This window comes from Bradyrhizobium sp. AZCC 1577 (assembly GCF_036924575.1).
Classification (GTDB): domain Bacteria; phylum Pseudomonadota; class Alphaproteobacteria; order Rhizobiales; family Xanthobacteraceae; genus Bradyrhizobium.
The window spans coordinates 1,215,407-1,231,522 of record NZ_JAZHRQ010000001.1 but is presented as its reverse complement, the minus strand read 5'-3'; the positions used below and the strand labels follow the sequence as shown (position 1 = coordinate 1,231,522).

Sequence of the window (16,116 nt, the reverse complement as noted above, 5' to 3'; positions counted from 1 at the left end):
CTTATCTGGGGGCTCGGAATGCAAAACAAAAGGGGTTGACGAGCCGGCGAAACCATCTCCACGCGTCGTCCCTGCGAACGCAGGGACCCATAACCACAGGGCGTTGTGAGTAAGGCAAGGCGTCAACCACTGCCTTTAATTATTGGGGCCGCGGCGTATGGGTCCCTGCTTTCGCAGGGACGACGGAGAAACCTATGCCACCGCGTCAAAACACCAGGCCAGAATGCCTTTCTGCGCATGCAGGCGATTTTCGGCTTCGTCGAACACGACCGACTGCGCGCCGTCGATCACTTCATCGGTGACTTCCTCGCCGCGATGGGCGGGCAGGCAGTGCATGAAGATCGCGTCCGGCTTGGCCAGCGACATCAGCTTCGCATTGACCTGATAGGGCTTCAGCACATTGTGGCGATGTTCGCCGTCCTTGTCGCCCATCGAGACCCAGGTGTCGGTAACGACGCAATCGGCGCCGCGCACCGCGGCTTCGGGATCGGTGCCGAGCACGATCGGCGCCTGCGTCGCCTTGATCCAGTCCTTCATCGCCTTGTTCGGCGCAAGCTGCGGCGGGGTTGCGACATTGAGCCTGAACTTGAAACGCTCGGCTGCATGCGCCCACGAGGCCAGCACATTGTTGTCGTCGCCGGTCCAGGCCACGGTCCTGCCCTCGATCGGCCCGCGATGCTCCTCGAAGGTCATCAGGTCGGCCATCACCTGGCAGGGATGCGAGCGCCGCGTCAGGCCGTTGATCACGGGCACGGTGGCGTGCGCGGCCAATTCCAGGAGCGCGTCGTGGTTGAGGATGCGGATCATGATCGCATCGACATAGCGCGACAGCACGCGCGCGGTGTCGGCGATGGTCTCGCCGCGGCCGAGCTGCATCTCGGCACCGGTCAGCATGATGGATTCGCCGCCGAGTTGGCGCATGCCGACGTCGAACGACACCCGGGTGCGGGTCGAGGGACGTTCGAAGATCATCGCCAGCGTCTTGCCTTCGAGCGGCTTCTTGCCCTTCTCATGCGCTTTCAGCTTCGCCTTCATGGTGGCGCTCAAGGTCAGCATGCTGCGCAATTCATCTAACGGCAGTTCATTGATGTCGAGGAAGTGACGGACGGATTTGCTCATCAGCCCGCCGCCTTCTTCAACTGGCCAGCGGACAGCGCGACACAGGCGCGCTCCAACCTTTGCACGGATTCCTCGATCTCGGCCTCGGTGACGATCAGCGGCGCGAGGAACCGCACCACATTGTCGCCGGCGCCGACGGTGAGCAATTTCTCGTCGCGCAACGCATTGACGAGATCGCCCGACGGCACCACGGCCTTGACGCCGACCAGAAGCCCCTCGCCGCGAACTTCCGACAGCACGGCGGGATAGCGATCGACGACGGAGGCCAGTTTCTGTTTCAACAGCAGCGACATCTTCTGCACGTGATCGAAGAAGCCCGGCTCCAGCATCACGTCGAGCACGGCATTCGCCGCAGCGATCGCCAGCGGATTGCCGCCGAAGGTCGAGCCGTGCGAGCCCGGCGTCATGCCGCTTGCGGCTTCCGCCGTCGCCAGCACCGCGCCGATCGGGAAGCCGCCGCCCAACGCTTTGGCCAGCGACATCACATCCGGTGTCACGCCGACGCGCTTATAGGCGAAGAGATCGCCGGTGCGGCCCATGCCGGTCTGCACCTCGTCGAACGCGAGCAACAGGCCCTTCTCGTCGCAGAGCTGGCGCAGCGCCTTGAAGAAAGACTGCGGCGCCGAGCGCACGCCGCCCTCGCCCTGCACCGGCTCGATCAGGATGCCCGCGGTCTGCGGGCCGATCGCTTTCTTGACCGCTTCGAGATCGCCATGCGGCACCTGGTCGAAACCGTCCATCGGCGGCCCAAAGCCTTCGAGATATTTGGCGGAGCCGGTTGCTGCGAGCGTGCCCAGGGTGCGGCCGTGGAATGCGCCCTCGAAGGTGACGAGACGATAGCGCTCGGGATGGCCCTTGGAGAATTGATAGCGGCGCACGACCTTGATCACGCCTTCCATCGCCTCGGCGCCGGAATTGCAGAAGAACACGAGGTCGGCAAAGCTCTGCTCGCAAAGCCGCGCGGCGAGCTTCTCGCCATCCGGCGACTTGAACAGGTTCGACATGTGCCAGAGTTTCGTCGACTGCTCCTGCAGCGCCGCGATCAGGTGCGGATGGCAGTGACCGAGCGCATTCACCGCGACGCCCGAGGTGAAGTCCAAATAGCGCTCGCCATTGGTGGCGGTCAGCCAGCAGCCCTCGCCGCGTTCGAAGCCGAGATCGACCCTGGCGAAGACCGGGAGCAGATGCGACGTGGCGCTATTGGTCATGGCAATCACTGAGGTTTGAGACCTGCCTTTGAGACCTGCCGCGGGCGTGCATTGGCGCGAACGCGGCAACAGCCGGTCTTGCGAAAACGAAACGTGCCGCCTCTTAAGGGCGGCACGTGAGAGGCATTCTATGTGGGCGTGGGGCGCTGTCAACACGCCACGGAGCCGGCTTTCCTGCAGTGCAAGATGCTGAAATCCGTAAGATTGCGGTGTGGTGGAAAACACGCAGTGAAATGCCTAGATGTCAGAACATGTGGACGTTCGGGCCCGGACTCTTGCGCCCGAGTCACGCCATATTGTAGCGTTTGGGCTGTCGGGTACGACATCTCGTGCGGCAGTTCTGATCCCTAAGAGTCCATTTTGTACAGGCGTAAACGTTCGGCGCGGTTAGCGCGTCCGGCGAGGGCTAAGGGATTCTGACCGCAGGGATTTTTGAGACGAATGACTCGCCAGCGCTGCCCCCGATCGGCCGGCGCGATGCGAAGGGAAGATTACGATGACGGTTTTGACCTGGTCCGACGATCGCGTCGAACAGCTTAAGAAGCTCTGGGAAGCCGGATTGTCGGCCAGCCAGATCGCCGCGGAACTCGGGAATGTGACGCGAAACGCCGTGATCGGCAAAGTGCACCGGCTGGGCCTTTCCGGCCGTGCCAAGAGCCCCTCCTCGGCCGCCCCGCGGCAGCGCAAGGCACGCCCCGCCCAGCCGATGATGCGGGTGTCGCGCCCGGTCTCGCGCGGCAACACCGCGCTGGCACACGCCTTCGAAGTCGAGATGGAGCCGGATCCGATCGCCTTCGACAACGTCGTGCCGATGAGCCAGCGGCTGTCGCTGCTCGAACTGAACGAGGCCACCTGCCACTGGCCGGTCGGCGATCCCTCGAGCCCGGAATTCTTCTTCTGCGGCGGCAAGGCGCTCACGGGCCTGCCCTATTGCGCCCACCACTCGCGCATCGCCTACCAGCCCGCCGCCGATCGGCGGAGGCAGCAGCCGAAGCAGACGCGGTAAGGGGCGCGCGCCGCTATCTCAACGATGTCGTCCCTGCGAATGCAGGGACCCATAACCACAAGTGCAGGTGGTTATGCTGAGCTGGAGCTCCAGCGCATTTCAACAATCGAGATTGGCGGTTATGGGTCCTCGCGTTTCGCGGGGATGACGGAATAGAGGCGAGAACCCCTCAACTTGTCGTCCCTGCGAACGCAGGGACCCATAACCACAGGTGTCTGTGGTTACGCTGAGCTGGAGCTCCAGCGCATTTCAACAATCGAGATTGGTGGTTATGGGTCCCCGCGTTCGCGGGGACGACGGAGAAGTTCGCGAGGACGGCAACGGAGGGTTACGGCTCGACCTTCGCAAACCGGTCATCCAGCGCGTAACCTGCGCCGCGGACGGTGCGGATCGGGTCCTGCTCGCGGCCGGGGTTGAGCAGTTTGCGCAATCGGCCGATATGGACGTCGACGGTGCGCTCGTCGATATAGATGTCGCGGCCCCAGACGCTGTCGAGCAACTGCTCGCGGCTGAAGACGCGGCCGGGGTGCTCGAGGAAAAATTCGAGCAGGCGATACTCGGTCGGGCCGAGATCGATCTGACGGCCCGAGCGCGCGACGCGGCGCTTTTCGCGATCGAGTTCGATATCGCCATAGGTCAGCACGGTGGCGAGCCGCTCGGGGCTCGCCCGGCGCAAAAGGCCCTTCACGCGCGCCAGCAGTTCCGGCACCGAGAACGGCTTGACTATGTAATCGTCGGCGCCGGTCGCAAGCCCCCGCACCCGCTCGCTCTCCTCGCCGCGCGCGGTCAGCATGATGATCGGCAATTGCTTGGTTTCGGGACGCGCTCTCAAACGGCGGCACAGCTCGATGCCGGAGAGGCCCGGCAGCATCCAGTCGAGCACGACAAGATCGGGCACGCGCTCCTTCAGCCGCGTATCCGCATCGTCGCCGCGGCCGACGGTCTCGACCTCATAGCCTTCAGCGTCGAGGTTGTAGCGCAACAGCGTGGTCAACGCTTCCTCGTCCTCGACCACCATAATGCGCGCGCTCATTCTGCTTTCCTCAAGTGTTGGAGACGGTCGTGGCAAACGTCGTCATGTCGCCCTTCGGGCGCTTGTCGAGCATCTGCTGACCCTCGATCATGTAGAACACGGTTTCGGCGATGTTGGTTGCGTGGTCGCCGATCCGCTCGATATTCTTGGCGCAGAACATCAGGTGGATGCAGAACGAGATGTTGCGCGGATCCTCCATCATGTAGGTGAGGAGTTCGCGGAACAGCGAGGTGCAGATGGCGTCGACTTCCTCGTCGCCCTTCCACACCGCCATCGCCGCCGGCAGATCGTGCGCGGCATAGGCGTCCAGCACCGACTTGACCTGCGATTGTACCAGATCGGTCATGTGCTCGAGGCCGCGCATCAGTTTCAGCGGCTGGAAATCGTTCTCCAGCGCCGCGACGCGCTTGCCCATGTTCTTGGCGAGGTCGCCGATCCGCTCCAGATCGGTGGCAACCCGCATCGCGCCGACGATCTCGCGCAGATCGATCGCCATCGGCTGGCGGCGGGCGATGGTCAGCACCGCGCGCTCCTCGATCAGATGCTGCAGGCGGTCGATCTCGACGTCGGTGGCGACGACGTGCTTGCCGAGCGCGACGTCGCGGCGGACCAGCGCGTCGACGGATTCGGTGATCATGCGCTCAGCAAGGCCGCCCATCTCGGCGACCAGACGCGTCAATTCCTGGAGGTCGCTGTCAAACGCCTTGGCGGTGTGCTCAGAAGCCATCTGTTATCTCCTTAACCAAACCGCCCCGTGATGTAGTCCTGGGTACGTCGATCGCGCGGCGAGGTGAAAATCTTGTTGGTGTCGTCGAATTCGACCAGCTCGCCGAGATACATGAAGGCGGTCTTGTCCGAGACGCGCGCCGCCTGCTGCATATTATGGGTGACGATGGCGATGGTGTAGTCCTCTGCCAGTTCCTGGATCAGTTCCTCGATCTTGGCGGTCGAGATCGGATCGAGCGCCGAGCAGGGCTCGTCGAACAGGATCACCTCGGGCCTGACCGCAACGGTGCGCGCGATGCAGAGCCGCTGCTGCTGGCCGCCGGACAGCGAGAGGCCGCTTGCATTGAGCTTGTCCTTGACCTCGTTCCACAGGGCGCCGCCGCGCAGCGCCTTCTCGACCCGGCCGTCCATCTCCGACTTGGATATCTTCTCGTAGAGACGGATACCGAAGGCGATGTTCTCGTAGATCGTCATCGGGAACGGCGTCGGCTTCTGGAACACCATGCCGACGCGCGCCCGCAGCAGATTGAGATCGAGCTTGGGGTCGAGGACGTTGGTCTGGTCGAGCAAGAGCTGACCGGTGGCGCGCTGACCCGGATAGAGATCGTACATCCGGTTGAATATCCGCAGCAACGTGGATTTGCCGCAGCCGGACGGGCCGATGAAGGCGGTGACGCGGTGGGTGCCGAGCGTCAGGTTGATGTTCTTCAGCGCATGGTGCTCGCCATAGTAGAAGTTCAGACTGCGCGCGGTCACCTTCGGCGCAGCCTCGGGGAGCGTCGCCTGCGGAACGGGCCCGCTCGCGTTACTCACGGATACGGAGAGATCGGTCATTTGGATGTCCTCTCGGCGCCAAGGATGCGCGCGCCAATATTCAGGGCCAACACGGTGAGCGTGATCAGAAGCGCCCCGCTCCAGGCGAGCTGCTTCCAGTAGACGTAGGGGCTCTGCACGAAGTTGTTGATGGTGACCGGCAGGTTCGCCATCGTCTTGGTCAGGTCCAGGCTGAAGAACTGGTTGGACAGCGCGGTGAACAATAGCGGCGCGGTTTCGCCGGCGACACGGGCGGTGGCCAGCAGGACGCCGGTGATAAGGCCGGCGCGCGCGGCGCGGTAGGCGATCCGGCGGATCACCAGCGAGCGCGGCAGGCCGAGCGCAGACGCCGCCTCGCGCAGGGGATTGGGCACCAGCCCCAGCATGTCCTCGGTGGTGCGGACCACCACGGGAATCACGATCACGGCGAGCGCCAGGCAGCCGGCAAAGGCCGAGAAGCCGCCCATCGGCACCACGATCGCGCCGTAGATGAACAGGCCGATGATGATCGACGGCGCGCTCAACAGAATATCGTTGATGAAGCGGATCACCGAGGTGAGCTTGTCGTGCTTGCCGTATTCGGCGAGATAGGTTCCCGCAAAAAGGCCGAGCGGCGCACCGATGCCGACCCCGATCACGGTCATCATGATCGAGCCGATGATGGCGTTGCGTAGGCCGCCATCGGTCGAACCGGGCGGCGGCGTATCCTCGGTGAAGACGGCGAGGTTAAGTCCGGTTAGGCCGTTATAGAACAGCGTGAACAGGATCAGTGCCAGCCAGGTCACGCCGAACGCTGCGGCGCCCAGGCACAGGAACTTGACGATGACATTCTTGCGGCGGCGGGAGACGTAAATCGGGTTCATGTCAGTTCCCCGCCTTCTTTTCCAGCCGCATCAGCATCAGCCGCGCGGCAGCAAGAACGAAGAACGTCAGAATGAACAGGAGCAGGCCGAGCAGGATCAGGCCGGACTGGTGCAACCCGTCGCTTTCGGCGAATTCGGATGCGATCGCGGCCGAGATCGTGGTGCCGGGCGCAAAGATCGAGGACTGGATCTTGAACGAATTGCCGATGATGAAGGTCACCGCCATGGTCTCGCCCAGCGCACGGCCGAGCGCCAGCATGATGCCGCCGATCACGCCGACGCGGGTGTAGGGGATGACGACGTTGCGGACGACTTCCCAGTTGGTACACCCCACCCCATAGGCGGCCTCTTTGAGCACCGGCGGGACCGTCTTGAAGACGTCGACCGAGATCGCGGTGATGAACGGCAATACCATGATCGCCAGAATCAATGACGCGTTGAACAGGCTGAGATAGGACGGCGGCCCGGCGAAGATCGTCCCCAGCACTGGAACGCCGTCGAACACGCTGATCATGAACGGCTGGAAGTTGTTGGCCAGAAACGGCCCCAGCACGAAGAAGCCCCACATGCCGTAGATGATGGAGGGAATGCCGGCCAGCAGTTCGATGGCAAGCCCGATCGGACGGCGCAGCCAGATCGGGCAGATCTCGGTCAGGAACACGGCGATGCCGAGGCCGACCGGAATGGCGATCATCATCGCGATCACGGAAGTGATCAGCGTGCCGTAGACCGGGCCGAGCGCGCCGAGCACTGGCGGGTCGGCCGACGGCGCCCAGCGCTGCGTCCACAGGAAGGCGGCGCCGTATTCCCGGATCGCCGGCCAGGCGCCGATAATAAGCGAAATGATGATGCCGCCGAGGATGAGCAGAACCGAGATCGCGCAAGCGCGCGTAATCCAGTAGAAGGTGACGTCGCCGAGCTTGAACGCGCTGAGAGCCTTTGCGCGATCGTAAGGTCCGGCAGCGTCCATTACGTCGCTTTCAACCGCCATTTCTGCCACGCCAATCCCCTGTACTTATAGCCCAATGGCCCGGACTTCGGTGCACGGCTTTTTCGGCTCGTGCATTGTTCTTGCCTCTCTTGTCCCGAGAGGGGTGCTCAACCCGGGCATCCCGGGTTGAGCGATCGTGTTGCGTAGCGCTGGACTGATCAGCTCTTGATCTCGGAGGCCCAGGTCTTTTCGATCTGCTTGACGACCGAGTCCGGCATCGGAATGTAATCGAGCTCTTCGGCCATCTTGTCGCCCTTCTCGAACGCCCATTTGAAGAACTTGATGGCTTCCTGGGACGCCGCCTTGTCGGTTGCATCCTTGTGCATCAGGATGAAGGTCGCGCCGGTGATCGGCCACGACGCATCGCCGGGCTGATCGGTCAGGATGACGAAGTAGTTCTTGGCACTGGCCCAGTCGGCATTGGATGCCGCGGCCTGGAATGCACCAATCGTCGGCTGCACGGTCTTGCCGGCCTTGTTGACGACTGCACCGTAGGTCAGCTTGTTCTGCTTGGCATAGGCGTACTCGACGTAACCGATGGAGTTCTTGGTCTGGCTGACGTTTCCGGCGACGCCTTCGTTACCCTTGGCGCCAACGCCCGTCGGCCACTCAACCGCGGTGCCGGCACCTGCCTTGGCCTTCCACTCGGCATTGGTCTTGGAGAGATAGTCGGTCCAGATGAACGTGGTGCCCGAGCCGTCCGAACGGCGCACCACGGTGATCGCGTCGGAAGGCAGCTTCACCTTGGGATTGAGCTTGGCAATCGCGGGATCGTCCCACTTCTTGATCTTGCCGAGATAGATGTCGCCGAGCAGTTCGCCCGAGAACACCAGCTCGCCCGGCTTGATGCCTTCGAGATTGACGACCGGCACCAGGGCGCCCATCGCCTGCGGCCACTGGATCATGCCTTCCTTGTCGAGTTGCTCCGGCTTGAGCGGCATGTCGCTGGCGCCGAAGGTCACGGTCTTGGCCACGATCTGCTTGATGCCGGCGCCGGAGCCGATCGACTGGTAGTTCAGGCCGTTACCGGTCTCCTTCTTGTAGGCATCGGCCCACTTCGAATAGAGCGGGAACGGGAAGGTGGCGCCTGCGCCGGTGATGTCGGCCGCGAAGGCCGACGTCGAAGCGGCGAGCAAGCCGGCAGCGACGACTGTCCTGACGAAATTCATGGTTGATCTCCATATTCTGAGCGAAGCGCCGTTGCGCCCGATCGCGCTCATGCCGCCCGTGTAGGCGCGGTCGATAGAGCTTTTACGAAGGTTTGATGACAGTTGGATGACACATCCAAGCGACTGAAATCGCTTGCATTTATGCCGCCGCCGGGGGTTTCGCCGGGGGAAAACAGGCGGTAAAGGTGGCGCCGTTTTTCGGCACGCTTTCGATCAACAGCCGGCCGCGATGGCGGTTAAGAATATGTTTCACCAAGGATAAACCGAGCCCGGTTCCGCCCTGCGCGCGGCTGTCGCCGACATCGACGCGGTAGAAGCGTTCTGTCAGCCGCGGCAGGTGTTCCGGCGCGATGCCGGGGCCGAAATCGCGGACCGTGACGCGCACTTCGGGCGCGCCCTCTCCCGAGGCGACCTGGCTCAGCGAGACGATCACCTTCCCGCCGGACGCTCCATATTTGAGCGCGTTCTCGATCAGGTTCTCGAACAGCCGCAGCAGTTCCTCGCGATCGCCCGCAATCGAGACCGGTGTCTCCGGCAGATCGATCTCGATCGCGACCTGGCGTTCCCTGGCCAACGGCTCCAGCCCGTCGGCGACCTGGCGAATGATCGGCACGATATCGACACAAGCTTCCGGGCGGACATGCGCCGACAGCTCGACCCGCGACAGCGACAGCAGGTCGTCGATCAGCCGCGCCATCCGCGTTGCCTGCGTATGCATGATGGAGAGAAAGCGCTCGCGGGCCTTGGCATCATCCTTGGCCGGGCCCTGCAGCGTATCGATGAAGCCCGACAAGGCGGCGAGCGGCGTGCGCAGCTCATGGCTGGCATTGGCGACGAAATCGGCGCGCATCTCCTCGACCCGCCGCAGCGGCGTCTGGTCGTGGAAGGTCATCAGCATGCATCTTTCGGTCCCGCCGAACAGCGTCGGCACCGGTACCGGCGTGATGACCAGTTCCATCCAGCGGTCGACCGGCACCTGGTCGAGATAGTTGGCGCGGCGCGGCTCGCTGGTCGCGATCGCCTCGCGCAATGCGGTGATGATCTCGGGAGAGCGCAGCGCGAACTGGGCGAGTTCGTTCTTGCGCAGGGCTGGCGCGAGCTGGGCGGCCGCCGCATTGAGATGAATGACGCGGCCGGCGCGGTCGAGCAGCACGGCCGGGTCCGGCATGCCGGCAACGACCGCACTGACGGCAGCAGATTCAACCGGACTGACGGCGCGGACATCCTCGCGGGAACCGGCGGTATCATGCAGCCGCCACGGCACCAGCGCGGCAGCGGCGATGCAGATGAAGACCGCTACCGCACGCGCCAGCGAGAGATCGGCCAGCAGCACCAGCGCGCATAGCGCCAGCCCGGCGGCCAACAGGATAATGGCCGAATGCCGCAACCGGTCCGGCCACGGTGCAAAGAAGGAGGAGGAGTTCGAATCGTCAATCGCCATGGACGCAGGCTTTCCTTCCGCTATTCGGGAGGCGCCCGCCACATCATCAGGCGCCGGTGTCTCCACGCTCGCGCACATAGACGGGGGCCTCATGCCTCGGCTCGGGGTCGGCGGCAGACGCCAACTGGCGCAGGCGCTTCGATCGCGCGCCGATGATAATCTCCCGAAGCGTCAGCAAGATTACAGATATGACAAAAGGGCCGATATAATAGAGGACCCGGAACAGCAGCATGCCGGCGAGCAGTTCCTCCCGGTCCATCTGCCAGAGGCCGACCAGCATAGCGGCATCGAACACGCCGAGCCCGCCCGGCGAATGGCTGGCGAATCCCAACAGCGTGGCCGAGACGAAGATGACCGCGACGACGATAAAGCCGATATCGGGCTCGTCCGGCACCAGCATGTACATCGCCAGCGCACAGAAGCTGAGATCGACGATGCCGATGGCGATCTGCAGGAGCGTCAGCGGGCCGCCCGGCAGGGTGACCGTCCACGGTCCGCGGCCGACGCCGCGCGGCTGGGCCCAGACCCAGGCGACATAGCCGACCAGGGCGATGATGATTCCGAACGCCGCAACGCGGTTGAGCCAGGCCGGCAGTTGATCGATCGAGGCGGCGGCTTCCGGGTGGTAGGCGATGCCCAGTCCCAATACCGCGGCATTGCCGAGCCAGAAGGTGAGCCCGGCCAGGAAGCAGATCTTGGCGACGTCGATCGCATTCAACCCCCAGGCCGAATAGATCCGGTAGCGCACCGCGCCGCCGGTGAAGACGCTGGCGCCGACATTGTGCCCGATCGAATAGGAGGTGAAGGCAGCCAGCGCGTTGATGCGGTAGGGTATGTGGTGCTGGCCGATGGCGTGGACGGCGAACCAATCATAGAAGGTCAGCGTGAAATAGCCTGCCGCCACGAACAGGGCCGCCAGCGCGATCCGGCGCGGCTCGGTGCCCTTGATGGCGTCGATCACCTCGTTGGCGTCGATGCCGCGTAGCATGTGATAGAGCACGTAGCACGCAACGGCGATGACCGTGATGCTGATAAGGACCCCGAGCTTATGCAGGACCTGTTTCTGGCGCAGAAACGAAGTTGCCCTGCGTATTGCTTCCAGCATCTACACCTCGAATTGCGCTTCTGCGACGACGGCAATGGCGCGAACCCCGCCGCCGCTACGCGGCTCCCTTGCCCCTCTGGTAGCGCGTTTTGGGCCGGAGTGGAATTCGCCGTACGACAATAAAACGCGCTTCTTCAACATATTAGGTATCGTTGATGACGGCGGTAGCACAGATTTACTGTATTCCCGCCGCCCGATGGGGGTTTCGGACCATAGCCAGGACCGGTCAACAACCCGTGACAGTGACGGCGGTAAAGCTGGCCGGCTCATGATGCAGTCAACCCGGCGGCGCACTGCGCGAGACCACCCAATCGCGCAACCATGACCCGACCGCACAGCCGCAGAGGTAGAGCGCGAACATGATCAGGCCGAGATCGAGCCAGTAGCCGAAACGGCCAGGCACGACGCGCGCGAGCGCGGCCGCGACCAACGCCGCGACCAAAACCGAAAGCACCCACCGCCATTTCCGCGAGACGCCTTCGCCGTACTGAACCACGGATATCCAGCCCATGGCGAAGCCGAGCAGCACCGATGCCAGGAGCCAGCCCCAGTAGAATGTGGTCAGATAGGCCATGCTCACTTCACCACGAAATCGATGCGGCGGTTCTGCGCCTTGCCCTGGTCGGTCTCGTTACCCGCAATCGGCTGCGTCGAGCCATAGCCGACCGCGCTGAACCGGTTGGCGGGTAATCCCGCCTTGACCAGATAGTCGGCGACCGCCTGCGCACGCCTCTCGGACAGCGCCTGGTTGGCCGCCTCGTCGCCGTCGGCATCGGTATGTCCCGCGATCTCGATATTGGCGGCCGGACAGCGCAACGCGGTTTCGATTAGGCGGTCGAGCAGACCGGCGGAATCGGTGACGATGTCGGCCTTGCCGGATTCGAAGCGGATCCGGGCCTTGCCGAGCAGTTCGGTAAGCAATTGCTGGCAGACGGTCGCATCCACCGGCGCGGCGGCCGGCTTGACGGAGATTTCCGGCTTGAACTGCCAGCCCTGCGGAAAGTCCTTGCCGAGGCCGGCGCGGATCTGACTGGAGGCGGCTTCATAGAGCGCATCGCCCGACAGCTTCACCTCGCGGTCGGAGACGACGAGCGTACCGGTCGACAGCCGCGACAGCGCGCCGAGCGCTGATACCACCGCGTTGGCGAAGCCTGCGGGCGCGCCGATGCTCGTCTTGAGGTTATCGACGACTTTTTCGCTGAAGAACTTGCGCCCTGCCGCCCCCACCAGCCCGGCGTGGACGTTGTTGTCGGGCACGTTGCCGGTCAGCGTCAGCGTTACCGCGACGGGATCCTTGTAGGCCTGGAAGATGTAGGGCGGTGCCTTGACCTCGTTGGCTGCGACCGAAAAACCCTCGGGAAGATTTTTCAGTGCGGCGGCGATGGCTTCGCGGCCGCCGAGTTCGCGTGCCATGCCGGACAGGCTGACCGTGGTGTCCGACAGCGTGATCTTGCCGTCCTTCAGCTTGCCGATCTGGTCGAGCAGCAACAGCGCAGCATTGTCGAAACGCGGCGGCGCCCCGCGCGCAAGATTCGTCCGGTCGACCACCTCGACGCCGCCGAGGCTGGCGCGAGCCGCCTCCATCAGCCGGACCTTGCTCGCGGGCAAGGGCGAACTGCCCGATAGCGTTACCCGAACGACGTCGCGTTCAGCCGACCAGACGAACGGCTTGGCTTCGGGAACGAGCCGGGTTTCGTCGTTAACCAAACGCACCCCCGGCACCGCTTCGACCGAAGCCACCGCACTCTGCCGGCCGTCTTCCGAGAATGCGTCTGCGGCCAGGGTCACGTCGCGGCCTTCGACCGAGATTCGCCGTTTATCGAGGATGGTGCCCTTGAGGGCTGCGGCCGAACGCTGCGCCAGGTCGATTTCCAGCGGTTCGGTGCTCGTCCAGGCCGCGATCGCCCAACAGATGACCAGCGGAATGACACCCGGCCACCATTTGCTACTCCACCTGAAAAGTCCGCGCATTCGAGTTCCCGCCGGGTCCGGAACGGAGAGAAAACAAACCCTTGCGGGGCTGTCAAACCCGAAATGTCGCAGGCGCGAAAGGAGACGGAAATCGGTCCGGCTAACAGTTTCTTCAGCCGTCTGTCGCTAGTTTCGTCCCCGTAATTAACCGGGCAGCCCCGCATCTCGATGAAACAGCTTCGCAACACCGTCATTCGCGCCGGGCTGGAAGCGCTGTACTTCTCCGGGGCGCATCACCTGCTGCGACCAATCTTCGCAGGCGTCGGCATCATTTTCATGCTGCACCATGTCCGTCCGCGCCGCGACGGCGAGTTTCAGCCCAATCATCATCTCGAAGTCGAGCCGGAGTTCTTGCGGGCGATGCTCGCGCATCTTCGCGCGCTCGACGTCGATATCGTCACAATGGACGAGGTGCATCAGCGACTCCAGAAGCGGAATTTCGCGCGGCGCTTTGCCTGCTTTACCTTCGACGATGGCTATCGCGACAACCGCGATTACGCCCTGCCGGTGATGCGTGAGTTTGACGCGCCCCTCACCGTTTACGTCACGAGCGATTTCGCCGAAGGCACTGGTAGGTTGTGGTGGGTTGCGCTCGAAAAGGTGATCGCCAAGGCTCCCTCGATCGAAGTCCCGATCGGCGGCACAGTAATCCGTCTCGATAGCTCGACGCCATCAGCCAAGCAGGTCACCTTCGACCGCATCCACGATTGGCTGCGCCGACTGCCGGGCGAACACGACCTGCAGCGCGAAATCTCCGCGCTATGCACGCGCCATGACGTCGATGATTATCTCATCGCCCGCGATCTCTGCATGTCCTGGGAGGAATTGAAGGGGTTCGCGGACGATCCGCTGGTGACGATCGGCGCGCATACGGTTACGCATTGCCATCTGGCGCGGCAGAGCGAAGAGACCGCTTGGCTCGAACTGACCGAAAGCCGCGCGCGGATCGAAGCCAAGTTGCAGCGGCCGGTGCTTCATCTCGCCTATCCCTACGGCGACCGGATCGCCGCGGGCCAGCGCGAATTCGCCCTGGCGAAGGCGGCAGGATTCAAGACGGCAGTCACGACGCGGCCCGGCATGATCTTCGCCGAAAGCGCCGGCCACCTCACGGCGCTGCAGCGGGTCTCGCTGAACGGCAACTACCAGGACGAACGGATCATCCCCGTCCTGACCTCCGGCGCCGCCACCGCGATGTGGAACGGCTTTCGCCGCATCGACGCGGCCTGAAATCTCTCCATACGTCGTCCCTGCGAACGCAGGGACGGACCCATATGCCGCGGCTCATCAGTTAAGCGATGTAGTAGTCATCTACCAAGACAATTGTCGCTTGTGGTTATGGGTCCCTGCGTTCGCAGGGACGACGAACTGGCGTCCTTGACTCGCCCTGCTCCCACGCCCAAAACCTCCGGCAAAGCAAATGGAGGAACGCAATGTTCAAGGATCTGTTCTCGCTCAACGGCCGCATCGCGCTGGTGACGGGTGGCTCGCGCGGCATCGGCAAGATGATCGCGGCCGGATTTCTCGCGCAGGGCGCGGCGAAGGTTTACATCACCGCGCGCAAGGCGGGACCTTGCGAGGCGACCGCGCAAGAACTCACCGCCGCCTATGACGGCGAATGCATCGCGCTGCCGATCGACATCTCGACCGTCGAAGGCTGCGAAAGGCTGGCATCCGAAATCATCAAGCTGGAGCCGAAGCTCGACATCCTCGTCAACAATGCCGGCGCGGCGTGGGGTGCGGAATTCGACGAGTTTCCGGAAAGCGGCTGGGACAAGGTCATGGACCTCAACGTCAAGTCGCTGTTCTTCCTGACCAAGGCGCTGGCGAAACCGCTGCGCGCAGCGGCCTCGCCCGATCGCCCCGCCAAGGTCATCAACATCGCCTCCATCGACGGCATCTTCGTCAACCCGACGGAGACCTATTCCTATGCGGCAAGCAAGGCTGCAGTGATTCATCTGACGCGGCGCATGGCGACCAAGCTGATCAAGGACAATATCAACGTCACCGCGATTGCGCCGGGCGCCTTCAAGTCCGACATGAACCGCGCCGCGCGCGATCACGCCGATGAAGTGGCAAAGCGCGTTCCGGCACGGCGCGTCGGCACCGACGAGGATATGGCGGGTGTTGCGATATATCTCGCCTCGCGCGCGGGTGATTATGTCGTCGGCAATACGATCGCGGTGGACGGCGGCGTGGTGTACGCAAGTGCGGGGCTCGAGATCGCGGGGTAGTCACAGCCCGCGATGCCACGTCGTCCCGGCGAACGCCGGGGCCCATACCGTGTGATTCATCAATAGCGCACGGCGGCAGACGCCGTGCCAAAACAACGACGGTCGGTGGTTATGGGCCCCGGCTCAGGGCCGGGGCGACGGAGAAATCACGGCTCGTCCTTATCATATTCGACATCAGCCTCGGGCGCGTTGGGCAATTCGCGCTCCAGTGCCTCCCGATAGCGCAAACACCCGCGCAAAAATTTCGGCCAGGGCGGGACGGCCACTTCAGGCGTGATGCGCTCGGGCAACAGCCCCCAGAGATCGGGATGATGCCAGCACAGGTCGTGACCGGTGCTGTCGCGGTGCGCGCGGATGCCCGCCCTGAGACGCTTCACCTCCGCGACCAACTGGTCGCGGTTCAGTGCTTCGAGATCGCGATCGGGGTCCATGCTGCTGCT

General features: G+C 63.6%; 16 protein-coding genes. 3 read left to right on the top strand and 13 right to left on the bottom strand.

Going from position 1 to position 16,116, the window contains the following annotated elements; all coding sequences use genetic code 11:
• Positions 1-192: 192 nt before the first annotated feature.
• Together argF and V1278_RS05680 are read right to left on the bottom strand one after the other, a co-directional pair.
• Positions 193-1,119: an ornithine carbamoyltransferase gene (gene argF, locus V1278_RS05685; RefSeq protein ID WP_334365359.1), complete on the bottom strand. Its 927-nt coding sequence runs from the start codon at positions 1,117-1,119 to the stop codon at positions 193-195.
• A complete protein-coding gene (locus tag V1278_RS05680; RefSeq protein ID WP_334379977.1) occupies positions 1,119-2,327 on the bottom strand; it encodes an aspartate aminotransferase family protein in 1,209 nt (402 codons plus the stop codon). Before V1278_RS05680 ends, argF begins: the two co-directional genes overlap by 1 nt.
• Before the next feature lie 496 nt (positions 2,328-2,823).
• On the opposite strand from V1278_RS05680, the gene V1278_RS05675 reads away from it, so the two are divergent.
• On the top strand, positions 2,824-3,333 hold the full coding sequence (locus tag V1278_RS05675) for a GcrA family cell cycle regulator (RefSeq protein WP_028351833.1): 510 nt from the start codon (positions 2,824-2,826) through the stop codon (positions 3,331-3,333).
• Between the two features lie 328 nt (positions 3,334-3,661).
• On the opposite strand, the gene phoB is transcribed toward V1278_RS05675, so the two are convergent.
• From phoB to V1278_RS05625, 10 genes are all read right to left on the bottom strand, one after another.
• The gene (gene phoB, locus V1278_RS05670) at positions 3,662-4,366 is read right to left on the bottom strand and encodes a phosphate regulon transcriptional regulator PhoB (RefSeq protein WP_028351834.1); all 705 of its coding nucleotides are present in this window, start codon (positions 4,364-4,366) and stop codon (positions 3,662-3,664) included.
• Positions 4,367-4,376: 10 nt separating this feature from the next.
• Positions 4,377-5,093, bottom strand: a complete 717-nt coding sequence (gene phoU / locus V1278_RS05665; RefSeq protein WP_334365361.1) for a phosphate signaling complex protein PhoU — start codon at positions 5,091-5,093, stop codon at positions 4,377-4,379.
• A gap of 11 nt (positions 5,094-5,104) precedes the next feature.
• Positions 5,105-5,926, bottom strand: a complete 822-nt coding sequence (gene pstB, locus V1278_RS05660) for a phosphate ABC transporter ATP-binding protein PstB (RefSeq protein ID WP_334365362.1) — start codon at positions 5,924-5,926, stop codon at positions 5,105-5,107.
• A complete protein-coding gene (pstA, locus tag V1278_RS05655; RefSeq protein ID WP_334379976.1) occupies positions 5,923-6,768 on the bottom strand; it encodes a phosphate ABC transporter permease PstA in 846 nt (281 codons plus the stop codon). Before pstA ends, pstB begins: the two co-directional genes overlap by 4 nt.
• A 1-nt stretch (position 6,769) precedes the next feature.
• Positions 6,770-7,768 (bottom strand): phosphate ABC transporter permease subunit PstC, encoded by a 999-nt coding sequence (pstC, locus tag V1278_RS05650; protein WP_334379975.1) that lies wholly within the window; start codon positions 7,766-7,768, stop codon positions 6,770-6,772.
• 149 nt (positions 7,769-7,917) lie between these two features.
• The gene (pstS, locus tag V1278_RS05645; protein ID WP_334379974.1) at positions 7,918-8,928 is read right to left on the bottom strand and encodes a phosphate ABC transporter substrate-binding protein PstS; all 1,011 of its coding nucleotides are present in this window, start codon (positions 8,926-8,928) and stop codon (positions 7,918-7,920) included.
• A gap of 139 nt (positions 8,929-9,067) precedes the next feature.
• The gene (locus tag V1278_RS05640) at positions 9,068-10,369 is read right to left on the bottom strand and encodes an ATP-binding protein (protein ID WP_334379973.1); all 1,302 of its coding nucleotides are present in this window, start codon (positions 10,367-10,369) and stop codon (positions 9,068-9,070) included.
• A 46-nt stretch (positions 10,370-10,415) separates the two neighbouring features.
• Positions 10,416-11,474, bottom strand: a complete 1,059-nt coding sequence (locus V1278_RS05635; protein ID WP_334365367.1) for a lysylphosphatidylglycerol synthase domain-containing protein — start codon at positions 11,472-11,474, stop codon at positions 10,416-10,418.
• Between the two features lie 277 nt (positions 11,475-11,751).
• Positions 11,752-12,048 carry a hypothetical protein gene (locus tag V1278_RS05630; RefSeq protein ID WP_334365368.1) on the bottom strand — a complete coding sequence of 99 codons (297 nt, stop codon included), beginning with the start codon at positions 12,046-12,048 and terminating at the stop codon, positions 11,752-11,754.
• 2 nt (positions 12,049-12,050) lie between these two features.
• A complete protein-coding gene (locus V1278_RS05625; RefSeq protein ID WP_334379972.1) occupies positions 12,051-13,445 on the bottom strand; it encodes an OmpA family protein in 1,395 nt (464 codons plus the stop codon).
• A 168-nt stretch (positions 13,446-13,613) separates the two neighbouring features.
• Between V1278_RS05625 and V1278_RS05620 the strand changes: the two genes are divergently transcribed.
• Positions 13,614-14,672, top strand: coding sequence for a polysaccharide deacetylase family protein (locus tag V1278_RS05620; RefSeq protein ID WP_334365370.1), 1,059 nt, complete (start codon positions 13,614-13,616; stop codon positions 14,670-14,672).
• A gap of 203 nt (positions 14,673-14,875) precedes the next feature.
• The gene (locus V1278_RS05615) at positions 14,876-15,676 is read left to right on the top strand and encodes an SDR family oxidoreductase (protein WP_334365371.1); all 801 of its coding nucleotides are present in this window, start codon (positions 14,876-14,878) and stop codon (positions 15,674-15,676) included.
• Positions 15,677-15,822: 146 nt separating this feature from the next.
• Here the strand turns inward: V1278_RS05615 and V1278_RS05610 are convergent, their stop codons facing one another.
• Positions 15,823-16,107 (bottom strand): hypothetical protein, encoded by a 285-nt coding sequence (locus V1278_RS05610; RefSeq protein WP_334365372.1) that lies wholly within the window; start codon positions 16,105-16,107, stop codon positions 15,823-15,825.
• Between the last annotated feature and the right edge of the window lie 9 nt (positions 16,108-16,116).